The organism is Bradyrhizobium sp. SEMIA (assembly GCF_014844175.1).
GTDB classification, from domain to species: domain Bacteria; phylum Pseudomonadota; class Alphaproteobacteria; order Rhizobiales; family Xanthobacteraceae; genus Bradyrhizobium; species Bradyrhizobium arachidis.
On sequence record NZ_CP046601.1, the window covers coordinates 7,759,316 to 7,781,506 of the forward strand.

Below are 22,191 nucleotides of genomic sequence, written 5' to 3' on the forward strand. Positions count from 1 at the left end.
CTCACTGGCGCTCGATGCCGGCTTCCCTCGTTGTCGTCGCCCATAGATCCATGTCGTCCTTGACATGCTTGGCGAACTCTGCCGGCCCGATCCACTGAGCCTCGAAGCCGATATCGGCGAGGCGTTTGCGTATCTCCGGTTCTGCCAGCACCTCGCGCACGCCTTCGGCGAGCCTGGCAACGATCTCGGGCGGCGTGTCCTTGGGTGCGAACAGTCCCGACCACGCGGAAATGTTGATGAACGCGAGCCCTCCCTCCTTCATGGTCGGGATATCGGGGAAAAGCGAGGCGCGGTCCGGATTCGTGGTCGCGAGTGCGCGTGCCTGGCCGGCCTCGACCTGAGAGACCGCAGGCGCCATGTCCATGAATGTCATGGAGACACGCTGCGCGATGATATCGGTGACGACCTGCGGGCTGTTTCGATAAGGCACGGCGGCAATGTCGATCCCTGCCCGCCGCTTGAAAGCTTCGCCGGACAGTTGGCCAAGCGCATTGGCATAACCAAACGTCAGCGTGCCCGGCTTGCTCTTCGCGAGAGCCACGAGGTCGGCCACACTTTTCACGGGCAGGCCGGGATCGACGATCAGGAAGTACGGAAACAGGCCGAATTGCGAAATCGGGGCGAAATCGGCGATTGGATCATATTGGATCGATTTCAGCAGACTGGGATTGGCGGCGTGCGTCGACGTTCCGCCGACAAGCAACGTGTATCCGTCGGGCGCAGAGCGCGCAGCTGCCGTCGCCCCCAGCGCGCCATTTGCACCGACGCGGTTATCGATGATGATCGTTGTCTTCAGCAATTCCGACAGCCGCTGAAACACGATGCGCGCAACTCCGTCTGTTCCGCTGCCAGGCGCAAATGGGGCAATGACCGAAATTCGCTGCGAGGGATAGCCATCCGCTGCTGCCGCCGGGCTCCAGTGTGAAAGGAGCAGCGTTATCGTCAACAACAACACCCGCACAGAACCCTCCCATTGATCGTTTTTGCTATTTCCTGATCTCGAAAGGCGAGGCTCGATCGCCCTCACGCATCGATCATGACTTCTTCGAAGAGCGTTCGATGATCTTCACGATGACCGGCCAGTAGTTGGCTCCAAAGCCGGCCTGAGAGGCCTCAGTCAGAAGCCTGGCGCCGAGTGCGGCTTCCCTCGCTTCGATCCCGGCGTCCCTTGCCATATCGAGCGCGTAAGACACGTCCTTGTGCATGTAGTCGGTCGAAAACACCCGCTCGGGAAACTCCTGCGCCAAGACCGCCTTGTAGCCGTGATTGCGCAAAGCAAAACTGTCCGCGGAGCCCTTGGAGAAGGCGTCGAACAGGGTCGCGGTCGACACACCCGCCGAATTTGCGATCGCGGCGGCTTCGCACAGCGCGGTCACGGTCCCGACCACGACCATGTTGTTGAGGATCTTGACCACCTGGCCCGATCCGACGTCGCCACAATGGGTCACCTCGCTCGCGAAGCAACGCAGCAGCGGCTCGATGCGCGCGAACACGTCCGCGTTTGCTCCGACCGAAATTGCAAGCGTCCCCGCCTCGGCCGCCGCCCGCGTCCGGGCCACGGGCGCATCGGCATAGTCGGCTCCCTTTGCGGCGAAGGCGCCGGCCAGCTCACGGGTCAGTTTCAACGGGCTGGTCGAGAGATCGACGATGCTCTGGCCCGCGCGCGCGAATTCGAGGATCCCGCCGGGCATCTCGCAAATCTTCTTCAGGTGCTCGCCGCTGGGCATGGAAATGAAGACGACATCGGCTTTCGCGAGCCCCGCGATCGAGCTGGCATCGACTGCGCCGGCTTGAACCAGGCGCGCCACGGGCTCGGGGTTGATGTCGTGAATCAGGACCCTCTGCTTCGTCTTCTGCACGAGGTGCCGGCACATGGGTTCGCCCATGACGCCCAAACCGATGAAGCCGAAAGTCGAAGAGCCAGTCATAACAAAACTCCGGAATTTTTGGACAGATACATTCAGATGCCGAGATAGGCACGCCGGACGTAGTCGCTGGCCAGGAGGTCCTTGCCCTTCCCGCTCAGCGCGACCGCGCCGGTCTCCAGCACATACGCCTCGTTGCAGAGATTCAATGCAAGCTTTGCATTCTGCTCAACCAGGATGATCGACATGCCGATATCGCGGTTGATCTCGACGATGATGCGCGCGATCTCATCGACGATGATCGGAGCAAGCCCGAGCGACGGCTCATCCAGCAGCAACAGGCGGGGCCTCGCCATGAGTGCGCGGCCGATGGCCACCATTTGCTGCTCGCCGCCCGACAGCGAACCGGCCATCTGGCTCCTTCGTTCCACGAGACGGGGAAAGTATCCGTAGATCTGGTCCAGCGTCTTTCTCTGGTGCGCCTTATCCCTCTGCGAGTAGCTACCTACCAGCAGATTGTCGAGCACGCTCATCTGCGGGAAGACACGGCGTCCTTCGGGTGACAGCGCGATCCCGCGCCCGACGCGCCGAGGAGCCGATGCGCCATCGATGCGCTCGCCGTCGAAATAGATTTCTCCGCCGCTCACAGGCTTGAGGCCGATAATGGCCTTCATCGTGGTGGTCTTGCCCGCACCATTTGAACCGATGAGAGAGACGATCGCTCCGTCAGCGACGGAGAGGCTCAAGTTGCGGACCGCCGTGAGCGGACCGTAGGCGACGCTGATCCCGCGGACATCAAGCATGGACCGCTTCCTTGCCGAGATACGCCTCGATGACGACTGGGTTCGACACGACTTCCGCCGGCGTTCCCTGCGCGATCAGCGTCCCGTGATCCAGCACCACGACGCGATTGCAGAGGCCCATGACCGTGCGCATGTGGTGCTCGACCATCACCATGGTCACGCCGCGTTCCGACTTGACCCGGCGGAGAACCGAGGCGAGTTCAGCCGCCTCCTCCGGGTTGAGGCCGGCGACCGGCTCGTCGAGCATCAAGAGCCTGGGCTCGCTGGCAAGCGCGATTGCAACGCCGAGGCGCCGCTGCTCGCCATAGGACAATTCGCGTGCCTTCAGGCCGGCACGGCGCGTCAGCCCGAACAGATCGAGCACACCAGACGCCTTGTCTTTCGCTGCCACCCGCCATTTGCTCGAGAGAAACCCTCCCCACAGGCCGCTCACGTTCGAAGCCAGCGTGCCGCGCGCGACATTTTCAATGACAGTCGCTTCCGGATAGATGGTTGCGGCCTGGAAGGTCCGTGAAAGCCCCTGGCGAACCGTTTGATTGGCTGGCTGGCCGGAAATGTCTCGTCCCTGGAACCGCACAGTGCCAGCCGATGGACTGAGAACGCCCGAAATCACGTTGAACAGCGTGGTCTTGCCGGCGCCGTTCGGTCCGATAAGGCCGAGAAAGTCGCCCTCGTTGACCTCGAAGGATACGTTTCGAACGGCGACAAGCCCGCCGAAGGAGCGCTTCAGGCTTTCGACTTGGAGCATGCTCATGGCACTTCCTCGGCCACGCGCGCGGCGCCGGTTGTCGCAACCCGTTGGCGCGAACGCCAGGTCTGAATGAGGCTTGCGAGGCCGTTCGGAACGAACATCAGGCAGAGCACGAGCACGGCCCCGTAGATGATGTGCTGCAATCCTTCGGTGGAGCGGAGGAGCTCCGGCAGAGGCGTCAGCACGAGAACACCGACCACGGGCCCCAGCACCCCGTCCCGTCCGCCGACGACCAGCATGGTCAGGTAGGAAACCGACTCCCAGAACGTATATGAGTCCGGCGAAATGAAACGGAGATAGTGCGTCGACAACGCGCCCGCGAAGCCGGCGATGCCCGATCCGACCGTGAAGGCAATCACCTGGACGCGATGCGTATCGATGCCGCTCGATTCGGTGAGCCGCTGGTTCTCGGCGGTGGCCGCCATCATCGTGCCGAGCGGCGAGCGATAGAGTAGCCAGGTCAACAGCAGCGTCGTCAGCGCACACACGAGCGCGAACGGATAGAATTGCGGCTTGGCGCGAAGCACGTAACCGAAGATCGAAATCGGCGGCACACCGACGAGGCCGTTTGCTCCGCCCGTGATCGAGCTCATGTCCAGCGCCAGCAGCACCGCGATCTGGCTGAATGCAAAGGCGACCAGCACGAAATAGACGCCGCGCAAACGCAGGATGACCCAGCCAAGCGCGGCCGCGATGACGGCCGCAACCCCCGCAGCGATGAACAGGGTCAGCAGCGGCGGCCAGCCCTTGATCGACAACAACGCCGAGACATATCCGCCGACCAGCGCAAAGCCACCATGGCCCATCGACAGCTGCCCCGCCCGGGCAATGATGGCAAGGCCGAGCACGAGCATCAGGTTGATGCAGCCGACTGTCGCCAGATGGACGTAGAACTGGTTCGGTGCGAACCAGGGCAGCAGCACGGCGAGACCGACGGCCACTGCGATCCCGACATAAGACATCGGCTTGGTTGTGGGAGGATTCACGCCTCACGCTCCTTTCGGCCCAACAGGCCCTGCGGACGCAGCAACACGACGGCGATCACGACCAGGAATTGAAGGATCTCGGACAATGAAGCACTGACGAAGGTGCCGGCGAAGCTCTCGATCAAGCCGATGAGCAATCCCCCCGCCACGGCGCCGGGAACGCTGCCGAGCCCGCCGATGACGACGATCACGAAGGCCTTCAGCGTCGGCGCCAGGCCGATGAACGGCGAGACCGACAGCACCGGGGCCATCAGAACGCCGGCGAATCCCGCAAGGCTCACGCCCAGCACGAACGCGACGGGAAAGATGACGTCGACGCGAATGCCCTGCACCTGCGCAATCTCGGCGTCCTGCGCCACGGCGCGCATGGCCCGGCCGATCCTTGTGTGGCCGATCAGGAGGTTGAGCGACACGACGGCGACGATCGCTCCGATGATGACCACCAGCCGCGACCAGGGGAATACGATGCCGCCGACCGATAGCACCCCCGATACGACCGGCGGCACGGTGCGTGCCGAGGATCCCCACATCAGAAGCGCACTGTTCTGGAGGATGAGAGCGACGCCGACGGATGCGATCATGCCGTTCAGCTCGTTGCCGCGAAACTTGCGGAAGACGATCCGCTCCATCAGCAGTCCCAGCAAGGCCGTGGCGCCAATGGCCAGCAGAACGCTGATGGAGAACGGCAAGCCGTTGCTGCCGTAAAGGATCGCGAACAGGAACGCGCCGGCCATGTAGAACTCGCCATGCGCAAAATTCACGATGCGCATGATGCCGAACACCATGGTGAAGCCGATGGCCATCAGCACATAGATCATGCCGACCATGAGGCCGTTCACGACGGTCTGGACCAGAATGATATCCATGCTCACGGGATGACGACTCCAATCGTGTGAGTGAGGCGCAGGCGCGCCCCACCTGTTCCAGCGGTCGCTTATTTGCAGGCGTTGACGTCGCAGGTTGCCACCTTGGTCACGACGCCGTCTTTCATCTGCCCGACATAGAACGGAAGATCGATCTGGTGCTTGATCCCGTACTTCTGCTCGCCCGTCCAGCCCGCCTTGCCCATCGCGGTCGGAACGTCGGACAGTCCATCGAGCGTCGTCGCGATCTTGGTCGTATCGTCAACGGTCCCGGCCTTCTTCATCGCAGTAAACAGCATCTGCAGACCGGCATAAAAGAAGGGACTGAACCCGTTCATGTTCGGCCCATACTTGGCCTTGAAGCGGGCGACATAGGCTGCCGTATCCGGCAGGCCGGTATCGATGGGCAGGTGCACGTAGACGCCTTCAGCCGCGTCCTTGCCCGCCACCTTCAGCATCTCGGCGGCAACATCGCCGCCCGTGACGAACACCGGACCGCGGTAGCCGAGTTCGCGGGCCTGCTTGAGAATGAGTCCCGCGGTGGTCGGAGAGTTGCCGCCAAGCTCGAGCCCGTCGGCCTTGGTCAGAAGGCGGGTCAGAATGGGCACGAAGTCGACGCGCTCGCGCTCGAAATACTCGACCTGCAGCTTCGCGCCGGCCTTGGCGTAGGAGTTGAAGTTCGCCACACCGATTTGCTGTCCGGTTTCGTCATTGGGCAACAGCGACACGACCTGCTTGGCCGACGTGTTCTTCATCAGCCAGGCCACCTGCGGATCGGAAAATTCGCCGGTGGTGATCACGGGCCGGTAAGCAAACGGCGCATCGGCCCCGAGCGCGCGGGGCGTGAAAGCCAGCGTCATGGTGATGACTTTTCCAGACGTGGTCTGATCCTTGGTCGCCACGGCCGCCGCCGAGCCCATCGGACCGACCACGAAGCGGATTCCGTCCTGGATCATCAGGCGATCCATCGCGGTGACCGCGTCGGCGGCGCGATAGCGGTCGTCATATTGCTTGATCAGGATCTTGTAGCGCTTGCCGCCAACTTCGAGGCCGCCGCCCTTGTTGACATCCTCGGCAGCAAAGTCGGTGGCGGCGAGCATGCCCTCGGCAAACGCGGCACCGGCACCGGAAAAACTGGCGTGCACGCCGATCGTGACACTGTCTTCGGCCCGAGCCGCAGAACACATGACGGATGCGGCGAGTACGGCAACCAACTCAAGACGCTTCATTCCAATCTCTCCCCAGATGATATTTTTGTCGGCCTTGCTCTTGTTGTGTCAGGTAAGGCTTGTCGTTGCGACGCGGCTTGGCCGCCTCGCATTCATTTGCGGGTTCAGGGAACCCAAGTCGTCTCCTCCGGCTCGTGCGTTCCTCGCGCGGCAAAGACGACCTTCTTTGGCGCCTCCTCCTGCGCTCCGCGGCCTTGCAACAGACGCGACACCGTCGCGAGGTCGCTCACCTTGTCGATCGTCTCGAGCCGTTCGAATAGCGGAGCGATGTGATCGCGCGGCAGAACGGCGCCAGCCCGCTGCTCGAACTGATCCCAGAGATCGGCTGCTGGCGGCGATTGAACTGCGAGAAGATCGAAAGCGGCCTCTCCCGGCGCTCCGCTGTCCGTGGCCGGACTCGGGATCGTGTTTGCTTCGCTCCCGATCATCTCGGCGCAGGACACTTCGTCCAAGGCTTCGGCGAGCAGAGCGGCCAGCAATCCGCTGCGAAGGCTCAGACCAATCATAAGCGACCTCGCTCCGACCGGTCCGGCAGGAGGACTGTCGACGTTCGCCATCCCTGCCATGAGCAGCGCGGCTGCAATCTTCGGGCGGCTCAATTCGAGCACACGGGCGGCCGCCGCGACCCCACCGAACAAGGCATATCCGAGCTCGCCGCCCGCGGGCGACAGCATCGGCGCGAGAAGAGGAGAGATCTCAGCGGCCGACATCAACGCATCGAGGAAATGCTGCCCCGTCTTTCCACGCTCCTCGCAGAGCCCGAACAGCGTCACGATACACGCCGCATTCGCTGCATCGCGTGAAGCTTCGGCTCCGGCGACTGCAGCTGTGGCGTTGATCAACGCGGCATCGACGGCGCTTGTGCGCCGCTCGGTCCCAAAGACAAGCGCCGGCCCGCTTGTCGCGACGCCGGAAGTACCCAGCAGCGCTTTCGTGATGGCGGCTGGCGCGCCGGACAGCGCCAGGCCGAACGCTGTGATGATCGCCGCCTTGGCCTTTGCTGCAGCTTTGGCATCTCGCCGCCGTGAATCGTAAGAGCCGATCCGCTCCGCCAGGCTTTCGGCCCAGCCGCCTGGTCTTGCCATCGTGGCGCTGGTCACGATGCCACCGCTTGGGCTCGCGCGACGCTCTGCTGGGCCGCAGCGTTTCGGCCCGCGATCCTGCCGAAGGTGGCACCCGAGACGAGGCCGGTGCCAGCCGGATAGTTGTCATAGAACAGACCGCCGACGAGCTCGCCGCAGCAGTAGAGACCCTTGATCGGGCGCCAGTCGGTGCCGATCACCTCGGCGTTCTCGTTGATCTTCAGGCCGCCGAACGTGAAGGTGATTCCGCCCGTCGCGCTGTAGGCATAATAAGGTGCCTTGTCGAGCTTCAGCGCCCAGTTGGTCTTTTCGAGATCGAGGCCCTTGGTCGAGAGGCCGTCCTTCTTCGTGGGATCGAAGCCTTCGTCCGGCGCGCGGGCATGATCGTTGAATTGCTGGACGGTCCTGAGCGCCTGCGCCTTGTCGTCGATATCGAGTTGCTCGATCAGGTCTGCCAGCGAGTTCGCCTTGATCGGGTCGCTGGTCGAATAGCGCGGCTCGAGCAGGTGGATCACCTTGCTGTCGAACAGCTGATATGCCTTGGCGCCCGGCTCGGCCAGAATGGCTCGGCCGAATTTCGCGTAGGTGAAGAGCGCGCCGTCTTCGCCTTCATCGACGAAGCGCTTGCCCTTGCGATTGATCATCACCGAATAGACGTAGGACAGACGATTGCTGCGATCGGTCATTTCGCGCGGCGCGAAGTCGCCCCAATCCGCGCTGATCGGCGTTGCATGGCAGCCGCTCCACTGTCCCCACGGCATGGCGCCGATGGCCAGGGCCATCCGCAGGCCGTCGCCCTGGTTGTGCGGCGTGCCGCGAACCTTTGCGGCGCCGACCAAGGGACCGATGTGCTGCGTGCGCATCTGAACGTTCGCCTCGAACCCGCCGCAGCCGAGCACGACGGCTTTCGCGCCGAGCGAACGAACGCCTTCGTCGTCCTTAGTCTTGACACCGACGACGCGGCCATTGTCATCGACGAGCAACTCCGAGACGGCGTTGCCGTACCGAACCTCGATCCCCATGCGTTCGCAAGTCGCGAACCAGCTGCGCGAAAGGCCGACGCCCTCGTGCGCCGCGCGCACCACGAGGCCGCGCGCCCAGACCATGACGTTGTCTTTCTTGACGGCGGACAGGCTGATCGCCGGCTCCATCTTGATGCCGCCGGTGTCCTTCATCCAGCGAACGGTCGCCTGCGAATTCGACACGAGCAGACGCGACAAGGCCGGATCGGTGCGTCCGTTGGTGACGCGCACGAGATCGCCGTGAAAATCTTCCTGCGTGTAAGGAGAAATGCCGTCGTAGAAATTCTCGAACTCGTCTTCGATGCCCGGCAGCAGGGCGCCGATCTCGCGCGGCTCGTCATAGGCGAAGCGCAGAACACCGCCGCTCCAGTGCGTGTTTCCGCCTCGCATTTCGCGGGGGGCTTTCTCGAGAACGACGACACGATCGGCGCCGTTTTCTTTCGCTGAGACTGCCGCAGCCAGAGCGGCATTTCCCGCGCCAACGACGATCACATCGAACTCTTCGTGCATTTCCGTTCCTTCCCGCCTGCGCCTTCTGGGCTTATGTATGCTCGTGAATACTAATGTATACATTCGAATGCAAGATAATTCAGACGGCGCCATTTCCGAGGAAAAACCCCATGAAAACAGTCTGATACGGAAAGTGATAAGGTCAGGAGGCTGAACGAAGCGCCGTTGGAAGCAAAAAGATCAGCGGCGCTCGCGGATCAGTTCAGACACCATCCTGCTCGCGGCGCGCTTCCAGCTCACGCTCTTTCGCCAGGATCGCTCGACGGGTCTCGAGCGCATTCAGAACGTGGGTGCGCGCCAGGCGGTCAGCCTTCTCGCCGTCTCTCTGCGAAATCGCCTGCACGATGGCTGCGTGCTCGGCCTGAGCGACCGCAAAGCGGCCCTTGTCGGCCAACGTCGTCGGCCCCAGAAGCGCGATCGCATCCTGCAGAGCCGACAAGCTCTTTTCGAGATAGCGATTGTGAGCAGCGACCTGAATGGCGTCGTGCAATTCCCTGTTGTGCCGATAGAGCTTGAGCGGATCGCGATCGAGCTTTTCACCTTCGGCGACAAGTCTGGCCAGCGCGGCAAAATCTTTCGGACTCGCGTGCTTTGCGGCCATCGCGGCCGCGGTGCCTTCGAGTGCCGCGCGCATCTCGTAGAGCTCTTCGACCGCATCCATGTCGAGAACGGACACGACAAGCCCGGTTCGCGGGCGAAGATCGAGCAGGCCCTCGAGTTCGAGCCGCGTCAGCGCCTGGCGGGTTGGCGTTCGGCTGATGCCGAGATGTTCCGCCAATTCAACTTCGCGCATGCGCCGCCCCGGAGCAAAGCGCCCTTCGACGATCTCACGCCGTAGCGCCGCGTAAGCATAGTCGGCAGCAGATGCGAACTTCGTGCGGTCCGGCAACACCATGTCGTCGTTCATGAGGTCTTCCTGATCTCATTCGGCGTGAGCTGCTCATGCGAGCGAGACGCGCCAAACCGTCCATCAATGATCTGCGTCCGATTCATCCGACCGTACACGGCACGTGAACGGCGCAAGATATTCGGCGTAGCGCCGCCTGTCTGGAACGAGGCCCTCAGCGTCCACCGAATAGAATAAGGGTAGCAGTCCGCTCCATGAATGTATACAGTGGTATCCAAAGTATACATACGTATGCAGAGGGTAGGTTTAATGCCGCAGAACAAGCTTAAGGCCGCTTTCATGCGCGGGGGCACGTCGAAAGCTGTCGTGTTCAACAGACAGGATCTGCCGGCGGATCCCGCACAATGGGATCCGATCTTCCTGGCGATCATGGGATCGCCCGATCCCAACGGCCGCCAACTCGACGGGATGGGCGGCGGGCTGTCGTCTCTTTCGAAGGTTTGCGTCGTCGGCTCGCCGACGCGGCCGGATGCCGACATCGACTATACGTTCGCGCAGATTTCCGTGAAGAGCGCTGACGTCGACTACAGCGCAAATTGCGGCAACATGTCTTCGGCGATGGGCCCGTTCGCCGTCAGCGAAGGCCTGGTGAAGGCGCCAGCGAACGGCGAGGCCGTGGTGCGCATTCACAACACCAACACCGGCAAGATCATCGTTGCACGTTTCCCAATGGCGGACGGGGATGTCGAGACCGACGGCGAGATGACGATCGATGGCGTCGGCGGACAGGGAGCACCGGTCCGGCTCGAATTCGTTGATCCGGGCGGCACCCGAACCGGGCGCCTGCTGCCGACCGGTCGCGCCTGCGATCATTTCGATATCCCCGGTCTCGGTTCGATCGAGGCGTCACTCGTCGATGCCGCCAATCCTTGCGTCTTCGTCGCCGCGAGTTCGGTCGGCAAGGACGGCAGCGAGATGCCCGAGACTCTCGAAAGCGATCCGGTGTTTCTCGAACGGATGGAGGCGATTCGCTGCGCGGCGTCCGTGGCGATGGGCCTTGCCCCTGATGTCGCCGCGGCAGCCAAGATCCCAAGCGTGCCCAAGGTCGCGATGATCGTAGCGCCGCGCCAGATGACGACGTTGTCCGGTCGGCGGCTTGAGGCTTCCGACATGTCACTGGGCATCAGGATGATTTCGATCGGTCAGCCGCACCGCGCGGTCCCGATCACAGGCGCCACCTGCCTTGCCATTGCGGTGCGCATCGAACGCACGCTTCCGAACCGGATGGCCCGTGCCGGCGACGGCCCGATCACCATCGCACATCCCTCCGGTACGACCGTGGTCGATGCAGCCGTGGAACATGCCGATGATCCCGTAAAGGCGCGGGCCATTCATGGCGCGGTGTACCGCACCGCCAGACGGCTGTTCGAAGGAAGCGTGTTCTATCGAACAGCGAAATCCACCGCGCAGGCACGACGCAGCGCGTAACGATCCCGGAGCTCTCTTAAGATGACCTATCTCGTTGCCGCCGACCTTCCCCGCGAATCCGCCGGCCGCCGCTTCCGCGAGCTGCTGAAGCGGCCGGGCATCCTGCAGCTGCCGGGTGCTCACAACGGCATGGCGGCGCTGCAGGCCAGGGCGGCCGGCTTCGACGCGCTTTATCTTTCGGGCGCCGCGATGACGGCGTCGATGGGCCTGCCCGATCTCGGCATCATCACTGTGGATGAGGTCGCCTTCTTCGTCCGCCAGATCGTCCGCGCGACGGGATTGCCCCTCCTCGTCGACGCCGACACCGGCTATGGCGAAGCCTTGAACGTGATGCATGCAACCCGCGTCTTCGAGGACGCCGGCGCTGGCGCGCTTCACCTTGAAGATCAGATACTGCCCAAGAAGTGCGGCCATCTCAATGACAAGAAGATCGCCGACGCGCGCGACATGGCGGCCAAGGTTGCGGCTGCATCAAAAGCACGTCGCGATCTGGTGATCATTGCCAGGACCGACGCCGCCGCAAGCGAAGGCCTCGACGGGGCGGTCGCCCGCGCAAAGCTCTACATGGAGGCGGGTGCCGATGCGATCTTTCCGGAAGCGCTCAACACGGCCGAGATGTTCCGCGCCTTTGCGGAGCGCATGCCCGGCGTCCCCCTGCTGGCGAACATGACGGAGTTTGGAAAGACGCCGTTCTTCACGGCCGCTGAATTCGAGGCCATGGGCTACGCAATGGTGATCTGGCCGGTCTCTTCATTGCGCGTGGCGAACAAGGCCCAGGCTGAGCTTTACGCGGCGATTGCGCGTGACGGCGGCACGCACAAGTTGGTCGAGCGGATGCAGACGCGCGCTGAGCTCTACGCGACAATCGCTCTGCACGACTACGAAGCTCTCGATTCATCGATCGTTCAAACGATCGTTCCGGCCGGCATGCCTCAACGCTAGCGACGATGCTCTGCGCCGACCGCGTCCGCCTGGCCATCGCAAAGTCCATGACGCTTGCCTTGATTTGAAGAGCAACGCGCGTATGGGATCGCAGAAAATCGTAGGTTGGCGTGCAAACTCGTAGATTTGGTAGCGGGGGAGCGCTACCGCCTTTCCCCACACCAACCAAATCTACGATATCTCATCCATTCCTTAGCATGAGGCAGTTCTTGAGCCCGAGGGTAAGCGCACTTCTAAGCTCGTATGAAGCGATGTTGTAGGAGGTCTTGCCGGCGGTAGCGTTGAAGCGCCCCTCTCTCGCGAGAAATCGAAAGCGCGCTATTTCGGTCTCGCTATCGGCTACGACTAGGACGCCGTAGCGGCCAATGGTTACCAAATAGGGTGACGAAGAGCGGCCTAGGAGCGGAATCAGCTTTGCGAAATTGCGGAGGTTTGCGCCGTTGCGGCAAGGAGGAACTCGTCACGGCCGCCGAAGTGGTTTTTTGGCGGATGAAGTCGCCTGAAAAGAAGCGAGGGCCTGAGGCCCTCGCAGTCAGGGAGGAACTAGCGTTCAGAGATTCGATGGCGACTTCTCCTACGACATTGTCGGCATGACGAATTCGGCACCGGCTCGCATCCCAGTTGGCCAGCGGCTGGTGACCGTCTTCATTCGAGTATTGAAGCGAACGCCCTCCGGGCCGTGCATGTGATGGTCGCCGAAAATCGATGCTTTCCATCCACCGAAGGAGTGAAAGGCCACTGGCACCGGAATTGGAACGTTGATGCCGACCATTCCGACCTTGATCTGATGGGCGAATTCACGCGCGGCATCGCCATCACGCGTGAAGATGGCGGTACCATTGCCAAATTCGTGTTCATTGATCATGCGCGCGGCTGTCGCGTAGTCCGGGGCTCGAACCACTGACAGCACAGGTCCGAAGATCTCTTCCTTGTAGATCTTCATGTTCGGCTTGACATGATCGAACAGGCTGCCGCCCACGAAGAAACCATTCTCGTACCCCCGCATCCTGAACTTGCGTCCGTCAACCAGCAACTTTGCGCCCTCGGCGACGCCGGCATCGATATAGCTGCGGACCTTCTCCAGATGTTGCTTCGTCACGAGAGGCCCTATCTCCGCTTCGCGGTCGGTACCCGGCCCGACCTTCAGGCCTCGAACCTTGGGTTCGAGCGCGGAGATCAGCTTGTCCGCGGTCCCCTCGCCGACCGGCACGGCAACCGAGATCGCCATGCAGCGTTCGCCAGCGGAGCCATAGGCGGCCCCTATCAACGCATCGACCGCCTGGTCCATATCGGCATCGGGCATCACGATCATGTGGTTCTTGGCGCCACCAAGGGCCTGACAGCGTTTTCCGGTGTTTGCGGTCGTCGAATAGATGTACTGTGCGATCGGCGTGGAGCCCACGAAGCTGATCGCCGAAACATCCGGGTGATGCAGCAGCGCATCGACCGCCTCCTTGTCGCCTTGCACCACGTTGAACACGCCGTCCGGCAGACCTGCTTCCTTCAACCACTCCGCCATGACGAGCGACGCCGAAGGGTCGCGCTCAGAAGGCTTCAGAATGAACGCATTTCCGCAGGCGAGGGCGACCGGAAACATCCACATCGGAACCATGACCGGGAAATTGAAGGGCGTGATTCCGGCGACAACACCGAGCGGCTGGCGGGTAGAATAGCTGTCGACGCGGGTACCGACATTTTCGGTAAGCTCGCCCTTGAGGAGCTGGGGAGCGGCCGTGGCAAACTCGACCACCTCCATTCCGCGCTGAACTTCCCCTAGCGCGTCGGAGTGAACCTTGCCATGCTCGGAGACGATCACGTCCGCAAGCTCACCTGTGCGATCCTCGAGGATTCGCAGAAACCGATTGAGCACACGTGCACGCCGTAAAGGCGTCGTTTCGGCCCATCCCTGCGCTGCCCTGCTGGCGGCGGACACCGCGTCTGCCACCACCGCCCGGTCGGCGGCAACAACACGGCCCGTCTGCTCGCCCGTTGCCGGGTTGAAGATGGGCAAACTGCGTTCAGTGCCGCCCGGGACCTGCTTGCCATTGATGAAATGATTGATTTGCGTGATCACGAACGTCTCCTTCCTATTTCTGATCAACACGCGCCCTCAAGTCAGGCGGCTTTCATTCCCGCCATGTACTTGCCAATGAGGCGCTTGTCGGCGCCCTCGGCTAACACTTCATGGACGATGCGACCCGCGCTCATGACGAGGACCCTGTCGACCAAGCCAAGCAACTCGTCGAGATCCTCCGAGATGAGCAGCACTGCGGCTCCGCCGTTCCGGGCCTCCAGGATCCGACGGTACGTTTCTTCGCACGCAACGAAGTCAAGACCGAACGTCGGATTCGACGCGACCAGCAATCGAACGTCCTGTGTGAGTTCTCGCGCCAGCACAGCGCGTTGAACATTGCCACCGGATAGGGCGCTCATGCTTGCGTTCAGGCCAGGGGCCTTGACACGAAATTGTGCCACCAGCCTCTCTGCCTGCTCGGCGAGCGCGCCATAGTTCATTGCGATACCACGGCAGAGCGGCACCCGATCGAAATTGCGCAGGGCAAGGTTCTCGGCCAGCGACATGCGATCGATGCAGGCGTTCTTCAGGGGCTCTTGCGGCAGTCCATAGACGCCGAGGCGGGCGATTTCCTGTCGCGTACCGTTGAACGGTGAGCCGGACACGGTCATCGTGCCGCTGCGATCCCGCTGCCCCATCAGGGCCTCGACCAACTCCAATTGTCCATTTCCGGATACCCCGGCAATCCCGACAATCTCGCCTTCCCGCACTTCGAGCGAGAGATCTTTCACGGCGGGAAGACCATTGTCGCCGTTCACGCGGAGGTCGCTGATGGAGAGGATAACATCGGACTTCGGCGGTGATTTCGGCGCGTGCGGCAGCATCTTGCTGACCGGCTCTCCGATCATAGCTTCTGCCAGAGCGTCATCAGTCAAATCGGCGACGGCGCCCGTTCTCACCGACGCGCCTCGACGCAACACCGTCACGTCGTCGGCGAATCGGCGCACTTCATGGAACTTGTGGCTGATCAGAATAGCGCTGAGTTCGCCCATTCGTGTCAGGCTGCGAACATGGCCGAGCACTTCATCGGCTTCTGCCGGCGTCAGCACCGACGTCGGTTCATCCAGGATGAGTAGCTTGCGCCCGAGATAGAGCTGCTTGACGATCTCGGCCTTCTGCTTCTCGCCCGCAGAGAGCTGCGAGATGCGTACGCCGAGTGGCACATGAAAAGGAAACTTCTTGGTGACTTCGGCCAGCCGTCTCAGCTCGCTTTGCCAGTTGATGTAGGCGGGCAATCTCGCGCCGCTGACGACGAGATTCTGCGCCACCGTCATCGACGGCACGAGAGTAAAATGCTGATAAACCATGCCGATGCCGAGTGCATCGGCGTCCTTGGGCGAGTTCAGCCGGTGCTCGCGCCCATCCACCTGGATGTGACCCTCGTCCGGATGGTAAAAGCCGACCAGGCATTTGACCAACGTGCTCTTCCCAGCGCCGTTCTCCCCGAGCAGCGCGTGGACGGTGCCCGAGCGGATCAGCAGCGATACGTTGTTCAGGGCGAGGTTCGCCCCGAAACGCTTCGTCATGTTCTTGAGCTCGACTTGCAGAACGCTCATCGGACTATCCTCCAAGGATGAATTCTCGTCACGGCGCTTCTCACCGGTGGAGCTTGAGCTCGCCTGGCGCATCGGCGAACGGAGCACCCCGCGACGTCGACGCAACCATGATTGCAAGGGTCAGAATGTAGGGAGCCGCATTAAACAGGTAGTAATAGCCGATCACGCCAATGCCCTGGAGCGCAGGACCAAGAGCGCCCGCCCCGCCGAACAGCAGCGATGCGCCAAGGGCGTTGATCGAACGCCAGCGCGCAAAGATGACGAGCGCGACGGCCATGATGCCCTGGCCACTCGACAGGCCTTCACTCCAGCTCCCCGGGTACGAAAGCGACAGGAAGCTGCCGCCAATGCCGGCGAGAAAGCCGCCCGCCATGGTCGCTATGATGCGCACCCGCAATACGGGAAAGCCAAGTGCGCGTGCCGCATCCTCGCTGTCTCCCACCGTACGCAGCATCAGCCCCCAGCCGGTCCTGTTCAGGAAGACGTAGACCGCAAAGGCCAATGCAATTCCGACGAAGAACAGCGCGTTGACGTCCAGCGCAGCTCGCACCTGCGGTACGCTCGACCAGAATCCGAGCGCGATCGAGGGAAGCGGCGGCGCCTTGGGCTCGATCAACGGTTTGCCGAGGAAGAACGCAAGGCCGGTACCCAGCACGATGAGGCTGATGCCGATCGCGGTGTCATTGACGCGCTTCACGCTGCACAGCAGGCCATGCAGCAGCCCGAACGCTATTCCGGCAAGCCCGGCGGAAAGCACGCCGAGCCAGGGCGAACCGGAGAGGTAAGAGATCCCGTATCCCGCCATAGCACCGAGCATCAGCGTGCCTTCGAGGCCCAGATTGATACGGCCCGATTTCTCGGTAATCAGCTCGCCGATACTGACGAAAATGAAGGGTGTCGACACACGGATGGCGCCCCCCAGGATCGCGAGCGGCAGCGCAAGCCAGCCGATTGATGTAGCGTCCATGTCTTACCTCCGCGTGGTTTCTCGGAGTTGTTGCGCAATTGCGTCCGCGACGAGGACGCAAACGAAGATCAGACCCTGAAACACCAGCATTGTCGCATCGGGAAGTCCGAGACGCCGTTGCAGCAGGCTGGCGCTCGCCTGCATGCCGCCGATCAACAGCGCGACAGCGACAATCGCGAGCGGCTGGTGTCGCGCCAAGAACGCCACGAGGATTCCGCTATACCCATAACCGACGATGAGTGACGAGTTGGCTGTTCCCTGCACGGCCGCCACTTCGATTGCACCGGCAACTCCCGCCATGCCACCTGCCCACGACCGAGGCGCCGATGATCCAGCGATTCACGGCAAGACCGATCATCCTCGCGACCCGGGCACTTCCGCCGACCACTCGCAGGGCAAATCCCCAGCGGGTGTAGCGGAGCACGACATGTGCGGCGATCGCCAGCAATAGGCTGACCGCGAGGCCGGCGTGAACGCCGACACCTGGCAGCGTCGGCAGCGCGTAGGAGGGATCGATAGGGTGGGTCGACGGCTTGTCGAGACTCGCCGGATCGCGCAACATGCCTTCGGTCAGATGGTGGAAGACAGCGATTCCGATATAGGACAGCAGCAGACTCGAGATCGTTTCGTTGATGCCGCGGTATTGACGGAGCACACCGGCCAGACCGAACCAGAATCCTCCGATCAAGGCGCCAGCCACCAACATGAGGAGTTGCATGGGAAGCGCGTGCGCTCCCGCGAACGGCAACGTCACAACGGCACCCGCAAGCCCGCCGAGCACCAAAGCCCCCTCGCCGCCGATAATCACCAGCCCCGCTTGCGCGGGGATCGCAACAGCGAGCCCCACGAGGACCAAGGGCGCGGCGCGCGACAAGGTATCCTGCCAGGCGAAGCTGCTGCCGAAGCCGCCCTGGACGATCAGACCGAACACCGTGACGGGGTTCTGTCCGTACAAGGCGACGAACGCCGCGAAGATGGCCGACGCCAGTAGCACCGCCAGGACAGGCAAGGCCAAACCGAGTTGGGCTGCGGTTACTGGCGGACTCGATGACACGGGTTCGATTCCGGAGATCGAAGACAAGAGCGCCTCCTAGACTTGGCCAATGATGCCTTCGACGAGATAATTGATGCCGTCGAGCACGCGGTCGTTGCTGCTCTGCACGATGCCTGCAGGGATGACGACGTTGCCCTTGTTGTCCTTGAGCGGGCCGCTGTAGATCACGCGCGTGCCGCCGATGAGGTCTGCCCTCGCCGTCTCGGCCGCTGCGCGCGCCTCTGGCGTAACGAGTTTCCCAAACGGGCTGTTCTTGGCGAAGTGATCGCCAAGGCCGGCTCGGAGATAGTGCTCCGGCTTCTTGCCGCCACGCACGCTCCCGGCGTAGACGAGATACGGCGTGATCCAGTTCCACTCGGCTCCCGTGAGATAGCCGTTGGGAGCGACATCCGCCTGGCTCGAATGGTAGCCGCATGACATGACGCTGCGCTTCTCCGCCGTCTCGATCACAACCTTCGGGCTATCGACTTGGGCGGCGATGACGTCGGCCCCCTGGTCGACCAACGTGTTCGTCGCTTCCGCCTCACGCACAGGAAGCACCCAGTCGCCAGTGAAGATGACCTGCACCTGAATGGCCGGATCGACCGAACGCGCGCCAATCGCGAACGCATTGATGCTGCGCAGGAGATTGGGTGTCGGCTTCGCCGCGACGAGGCCGAGCTTCTTGCTCTTCGTCATGTGGCCAGCGACGATTCCCGAAATGTATTGCGCCTCGAAGATGTAGGCGTAGAACGTGCCGATGTTCTCGGGCATGCTCGCCGTCCACACGCCGCCGGTGTGAGCGAAGGTGACGTCCGGATACTTGGCCGCCATCTCCAAAACGTGCGGCTTGAAATAGCCAAAGGACGTCGCCAGGATGAGTTGAGCGCCATCCTGGCGGATCATGCCTTCCATGCTGCGTTGGGCCGCGATCGTTTCCGGAACGCGCTCCTCCTCGATCACCTTGATGCCGGGCAGCTTCTTCAGGGCCGCGGCGGCCTGCGCGTGGGACTGGTTGAAACCGTAATCCTGCTTGGACCCGGAGTAGAGAACTCCGACGGTGAGCGGCGTCTCTGCACGGGCCACGGTGCTCTTGAGAATGAGTGGTGCGGAGCCGGCAACGGCCAGCATCTGGAGCACCGAGCGACGGTCGACAGGCTTCAAAGTCATGTTCCTCTCCGTTGAAGATTCCAATCAGCAAGTCACGACGAAATTCGCTCGGCAGCGGACAGCAGGCCGGGCGCACCACATGCGATGAGATCGGCTTCCAACTCCCGTCTCTCAGCAGCGGACAGCGGCGTGACCGGCGAGCGCACCGCGCCGCCGGCGAGGCCGATCAGATCGCACCAATGCTTGACCGCCGCGTTCGGCATGTGACCGCGCTTCAGCGGGTCCATGATCCACTTGTTGAAGATGACCCGTTGCGGCGCGAGTGAAGCACAGATGCGACCTGCTTCTTCCGTCCGCCCAGCCGCCAACAGAGCCACGTATTCTGCGATCGGGCGAAACTCGCCGCGCTGATAGAGGTAGGGCTCGGGGTCGGCATAGAGGATCGCCTGACCCTCTGCTTGCATGTTGGCGAAGAAGTTCTCTTCCAGTGGGTCCGACACCAGGACGCCGTTTCGCGCAGCCTGACGAAGCGCCGCGTTCTCGGCTGCATTGCCGGTCGTCTTCAGGAGTTTGAGATTGGATAGCGAACAGAGCTGCGTGAAAACGCTCGGATCCAATGGGCTGCCCGCGGCCGTTCGCGCGTTGAAGATGACGATCGGCATCTCCAGTCGGACGCAGATGTGATGCAGATACGCGAACTGCTGCGCAGGGGATCGTGGCCCGGAGGTTGGAACCATGAGCACAGCGTGGCTGACGCCAAGCCGACGCGCATGCTCGCCGAGATCGATGGTTTCCTCGACCGAGGGACCCGAGATCACCACGGAAATCCCAAGGCGCCCCCCCGCCTCGTCCGCAATGACCTCGATGACACGTTTTCTTTCCGGCAGTGTCAGCGACCAAACTTCGCCGATCAGCCCATTGCAGAACACGCCCGCCAATCCGGTTGCGATGTAGTGGCGGACGTTCCGGCGCACTCCGGCCTCGTCGATGGCACCGGATGCATCGAAGGGCGTGTGAATCGCCGCCCAGATTTCCGGGATGTTCCGATCCATCGCCATACTCGCTCTCCTCAACGAAACTGTCTATCATATTTATCATGATAAACCGGATTTGCACGAATATGCCGATTATGGAAGAAGTGTCAATCGACGAGTCGGTTGTTTCCCCGGGCGCGCCAAGTTCGCCCCGGCACAGACCCTCTCAAGCTATTGGTAGACTTGGAGAATTTGCAATGACGATCGAACTGGAAAAATTGCAGCGGCCGGGGGCGCGGCTGAAAATTCAAAAGCGGGCCGATCTCGTTACCGAAGAGATCAAGCAGCTGATCACGCAGAAGAACCTTCGTCCGGGCGATAAGCTTCCCATGGAGAAGGAGCTTCAGCGGCTGTTTTCGGTCAGCAAGAGCACGATCCGCGAGGCGCTCAAGTCCCTCGAGGTGCAGGGACTGATCACGATCAGCACCGGCCCGACTGGTGGGGCGACGATCATGGAGGTCCCGCTCGAGCGCACCTTTCAGTTGTTGCAGAACTACCTGTTCTTCAAAGAGGTCAGCATGGAGGACATCTATGCGGCGCGACGCCTGCTGGAGCCGGAATTAGCTGCCGGCTCGGTGCCATTTCTGTCGGACGACCAGCTCGACGCGCTAGAGCAGAACATTCAGACGTGCCAGCCGGCCTCGCAGGAGCCCTCTCTTCTGGTACGTCAACGCCAGGCCGATCTCGACTTTCACGACATCCTGGCTGCAGCAAACCCCAATCCCTTCCTGCGCTTTGCATGCGAGCTGATCAACGAGATGCTCCGTCGCCTGGTTGTCTTCAGCACCCAGACGCCCCCGGAAGAGCACACGCGATTTGGATGCGCTAACGTCAAGATACACACGGAAATCGCGAAGGCCGCCCGCGCGCGCGACAGCGAGCGCGTGCGCGCGCTCATGAAGGCGCACATGGAGGAAGCTTCAGAATACGTGAAGCGGCTGGATGGCCGACTCGATGGTCGGCTTATCCTCGACTCGGAAATGGCGCCGCGTCCGCGGCCACTGTCCTGAAGCGCAACCTGTTCCGCCACGATTACGTCGGCACGACCTTCCGCGAGCATTGCGCTTTGGATCGCGCGGCAAGCCTGTTCTCCACCCCGATCCGTAACCGCACAATCGACTCGTCTTCTCGGAGACCGAAACAGACAGGTGACTGCGGTTCACCGATGCTTGCAAAGTTCTCATTTGTCGGCCGGTTCCGCTTCGACGCAGACTAGCCCCAAAGTCAACGCTCGCAAGCGTTTTGGGGAGGATAAGTGCTTCTACAACGCCAACTGGCGTCCATTCGGGTTGCGGGCGACAAGCCCGACCAGCGATGCGCCTGGGCTGCAAATCCTCGACATAGATGAATTTGTTTCTCTCGGCTGGTCGCCGTCGACAGGGTCCGTTCGCGCCGGCGGCTGGCAAATCCGGCTGGGATCATGTGAGAAGCGGTCCGAAGCCGGCTCTGCCGGACTCCGGACGTCCAGAAGAGGAGGAGGAAGGGATGAAGTTTAGGACATTTCTCGGCGCAGCCGCTGTCTTAGGGCTCGCTAGTGCCTCGGCGCCGGCTGCCGAGAAGGATGCGGCCGACACAGCGGTGGAAGCCGCGAAGAAGTACGCAGGTACAACGATCAGCATCGTCTGGGAGGCTGGTCTCCAGTCTCTGGACCCGCTGAACTATTCGGGCCCGCAATGGGAGAAGCTCACTGGCATCAAGGTGAAGGTGGTTGAGGTACCGACCGACCAGATGTTCACAACCCGGTGTCGAGTGTGATCTCGGATCGGCAGTTCTTCCAGCAACTCGCCGCGCAGGGCGTCATCACGCGGGCGGAAGCGCTGACTGCGGTGAAAACGGGCGAGATCCCGGCCGTGCTCCAGCGGGCGATCGAGGACTTGCCGCCCGAACAGCAGTTCGAGGCAAACATGATTGTCTCGGGGGCGACGACATTTCAGCGCAGCCATCCGCTGACGGTTGCGATCGGCGTCGCCTGCGGCTGGACGAGCGATCAGATCGACGCGTTGTTTCGATCGGCTGCGGAGCTTTGACG

Annotated in this window: 21 protein-coding genes; 5 read left to right on the forward strand and 16 right to left on the reverse strand. The window is 62.2% G+C overall.

Features of this window, described 5'->3' with window-relative positions; all coding sequences use genetic code 11:
• Position 1 precedes the first annotated feature (1 nt).
• From FOM02_RS37275 to FOM02_RS37320, 10 genes are all read right to left on the reverse strand, one after another.
• A complete protein-coding gene (locus tag FOM02_RS37275; RefSeq protein ID WP_063617230.1) occupies positions 2-961 on the reverse strand; it encodes a Bug family tripartite tricarboxylate transporter substrate binding protein in 960 nt (319 codons plus the stop codon).
• A 73-nt stretch (positions 962-1,034) separates the two neighbouring features.
• Positions 1,035-1,928 (reverse strand): NAD(P)-dependent oxidoreductase, encoded by an 894-nt coding sequence (locus FOM02_RS37280; RefSeq protein WP_027564042.1) that lies wholly within the window; start codon positions 1,926-1,928, stop codon positions 1,035-1,037.
• Positions 1,929-1,960: 32 nt separating this feature from the next.
• Positions 1,961-2,668: an ABC transporter ATP-binding protein gene (locus tag FOM02_RS37285; protein ID WP_027564041.1), complete on the reverse strand. Its 708-nt coding sequence runs from the start codon at positions 2,666-2,668 to the stop codon at positions 1,961-1,963.
• A complete protein-coding gene (locus FOM02_RS37290) occupies positions 2,661-3,422 on the reverse strand; it encodes an ABC transporter ATP-binding protein (protein ID WP_027564040.1) in 762 nt (253 codons plus the stop codon). The genes FOM02_RS37285 and FOM02_RS37290 overlap by 8 nt, the downstream gene beginning before the upstream one ends.
• Positions 3,419-4,405: a branched-chain amino acid ABC transporter permease gene (locus tag FOM02_RS37295; RefSeq protein ID WP_141263157.1), complete on the reverse strand. Its 987-nt coding sequence runs from the start codon at positions 4,403-4,405 to the stop codon at positions 3,419-3,421. Before FOM02_RS37295 ends, FOM02_RS37290 begins: the two co-directional genes overlap by 4 nt.
• Complete coding sequence (locus tag FOM02_RS37300; protein WP_027564039.1) at positions 4,402-5,271, reverse strand: branched-chain amino acid ABC transporter permease; 870 nt, start codon at positions 5,269-5,271, stop codon at positions 4,402-4,404. The genes FOM02_RS37295 and FOM02_RS37300 overlap by 4 nt, the downstream gene beginning before the upstream one ends.
• Before the next feature lie 68 nt (positions 5,272-5,339).
• Positions 5,340-6,497, reverse strand: coding sequence for an ABC transporter substrate-binding protein (locus tag FOM02_RS37305; protein ID WP_027564038.1), 1,158 nt, complete (start codon positions 6,495-6,497; stop codon positions 5,340-5,342).
• Between the two features lie 104 nt (positions 6,498-6,601).
• A complete protein-coding gene (locus FOM02_RS37310) occupies positions 6,602-7,582 on the reverse strand; it encodes an MmgE/PrpD family protein (RefSeq protein ID WP_027564037.1) in 981 nt (326 codons plus the stop codon).
• Positions 7,583-7,593: 11 nt separating this feature from the next.
• Positions 7,594-9,111, reverse strand: coding sequence for an FAD-dependent tricarballylate dehydrogenase TcuA (tcuA, locus tag FOM02_RS37315; protein ID WP_035729220.1), 1,518 nt, complete (start codon positions 9,109-9,111; stop codon positions 7,594-7,596).
• 202 nt (positions 9,112-9,313) lie between these two features.
• A complete protein-coding gene (locus FOM02_RS37320; protein ID WP_051377652.1) occupies positions 9,314-10,018 on the reverse strand; it encodes a GntR family transcriptional regulator in 705 nt (234 codons plus the stop codon).
• Between the two features lie 249 nt (positions 10,019-10,267).
• Here FOM02_RS37320 and FOM02_RS37325 point away from each other — a divergent pair, with 249 nt between their 5' ends.
• Together FOM02_RS37325 and prpB are read left to right on the forward strand one after the other, a co-directional pair.
• Positions 10,268-11,446, forward strand: a complete 1,179-nt coding sequence (locus tag FOM02_RS37325) for a 2-methylaconitate cis-trans isomerase PrpF family protein (protein ID WP_027564036.1) — start codon at positions 10,268-10,270, stop codon at positions 11,444-11,446.
• Between the two features lie 21 nt (positions 11,447-11,467).
• Positions 11,468-12,388 carry a methylisocitrate lyase gene (gene prpB, locus FOM02_RS37330; protein WP_027564035.1) on the forward strand — a complete coding sequence of 307 codons (921 nt, stop codon included), beginning with the start codon at positions 11,468-11,470 and terminating at the stop codon, positions 12,386-12,388.
• 574 nt (positions 12,389-12,962) lie between these two features.
• Here prpB and FOM02_RS37335 read toward each other — a convergent pair.
• The 6 genes from FOM02_RS37335 to FOM02_RS37360 form a co-directional block, all read right to left on the reverse strand.
• Positions 12,963-14,462: a CoA-acylating methylmalonate-semialdehyde dehydrogenase gene (locus FOM02_RS37335; RefSeq protein ID WP_322596931.1), complete on the reverse strand. Its 1,500-nt coding sequence runs from the start codon at positions 14,460-14,462 to the stop codon at positions 12,963-12,965.
• A gap of 41 nt (positions 14,463-14,503) precedes the next feature.
• Positions 14,504-16,018 carry an ABC transporter ATP-binding protein gene (locus FOM02_RS37340; protein WP_265440867.1) on the reverse strand — a complete coding sequence of 505 codons (1,515 nt, stop codon included), beginning with the start codon at positions 16,016-16,018 and terminating at the stop codon, positions 14,504-14,506.
• Between the two features lie 40 nt (positions 16,019-16,058).
• Positions 16,059-16,985: an ABC transporter permease gene (locus FOM02_RS37345; RefSeq protein ID WP_265440868.1), complete on the reverse strand. Its 927-nt coding sequence runs from the start codon at positions 16,983-16,985 to the stop codon at positions 16,059-16,061.
• Between the two features lie 217 nt (positions 16,986-17,202).
• Positions 17,203-18,066, reverse strand: a complete 864-nt coding sequence (locus FOM02_RS37350; RefSeq protein WP_265440869.1) for an ABC transporter permease — start codon at positions 18,064-18,066, stop codon at positions 17,203-17,205.
• A gap of 9 nt (positions 18,067-18,075) precedes the next feature.
• The gene (locus FOM02_RS37355; RefSeq protein WP_265440870.1) at positions 18,076-19,188 is read right to left on the reverse strand and encodes a BMP family ABC transporter substrate-binding protein; all 1,113 of its coding nucleotides are present in this window, start codon (positions 19,186-19,188) and stop codon (positions 18,076-18,078) included.
• Positions 19,189-19,220: 32 nt separating this feature from the next.
• Complete coding sequence (locus FOM02_RS37360) at positions 19,221-20,186, reverse strand: dihydrodipicolinate synthase family protein (protein WP_265440871.1); 966 nt, start codon at positions 20,184-20,186, stop codon at positions 19,221-19,223.
• A 173-nt stretch (positions 20,187-20,359) separates the two neighbouring features.
• Between FOM02_RS37360 and FOM02_RS37365 the strand changes: the two genes are divergently transcribed.
• From FOM02_RS37365 to FOM02_RS37375, 3 genes are all read left to right on the forward strand, one after another.
• Positions 20,360-21,172 (forward strand): FadR/GntR family transcriptional regulator, encoded by an 813-nt coding sequence (locus FOM02_RS37365; RefSeq protein WP_265440872.1) that lies wholly within the window; start codon positions 20,360-20,362, stop codon positions 21,170-21,172.
• 475 nt (positions 21,173-21,647) lie between these two features.
• Positions 21,648-21,917 carry a hypothetical protein gene (locus FOM02_RS37370; RefSeq protein WP_265440873.1) on the forward strand — a complete coding sequence of 90 codons (270 nt, stop codon included), beginning with the start codon at positions 21,648-21,650 and terminating at the stop codon, positions 21,915-21,917.
• The gene (locus tag FOM02_RS37375; RefSeq protein ID WP_265440874.1) at positions 21,914-22,189 is read left to right on the forward strand and encodes a hypothetical protein; all 276 of its coding nucleotides are present in this window, start codon (positions 21,914-21,916) and stop codon (positions 22,187-22,189) included. Before FOM02_RS37370 ends, FOM02_RS37375 begins: the two co-directional genes overlap by 4 nt.
• Positions 22,190-22,191 lie beyond the last annotated feature (2 nt).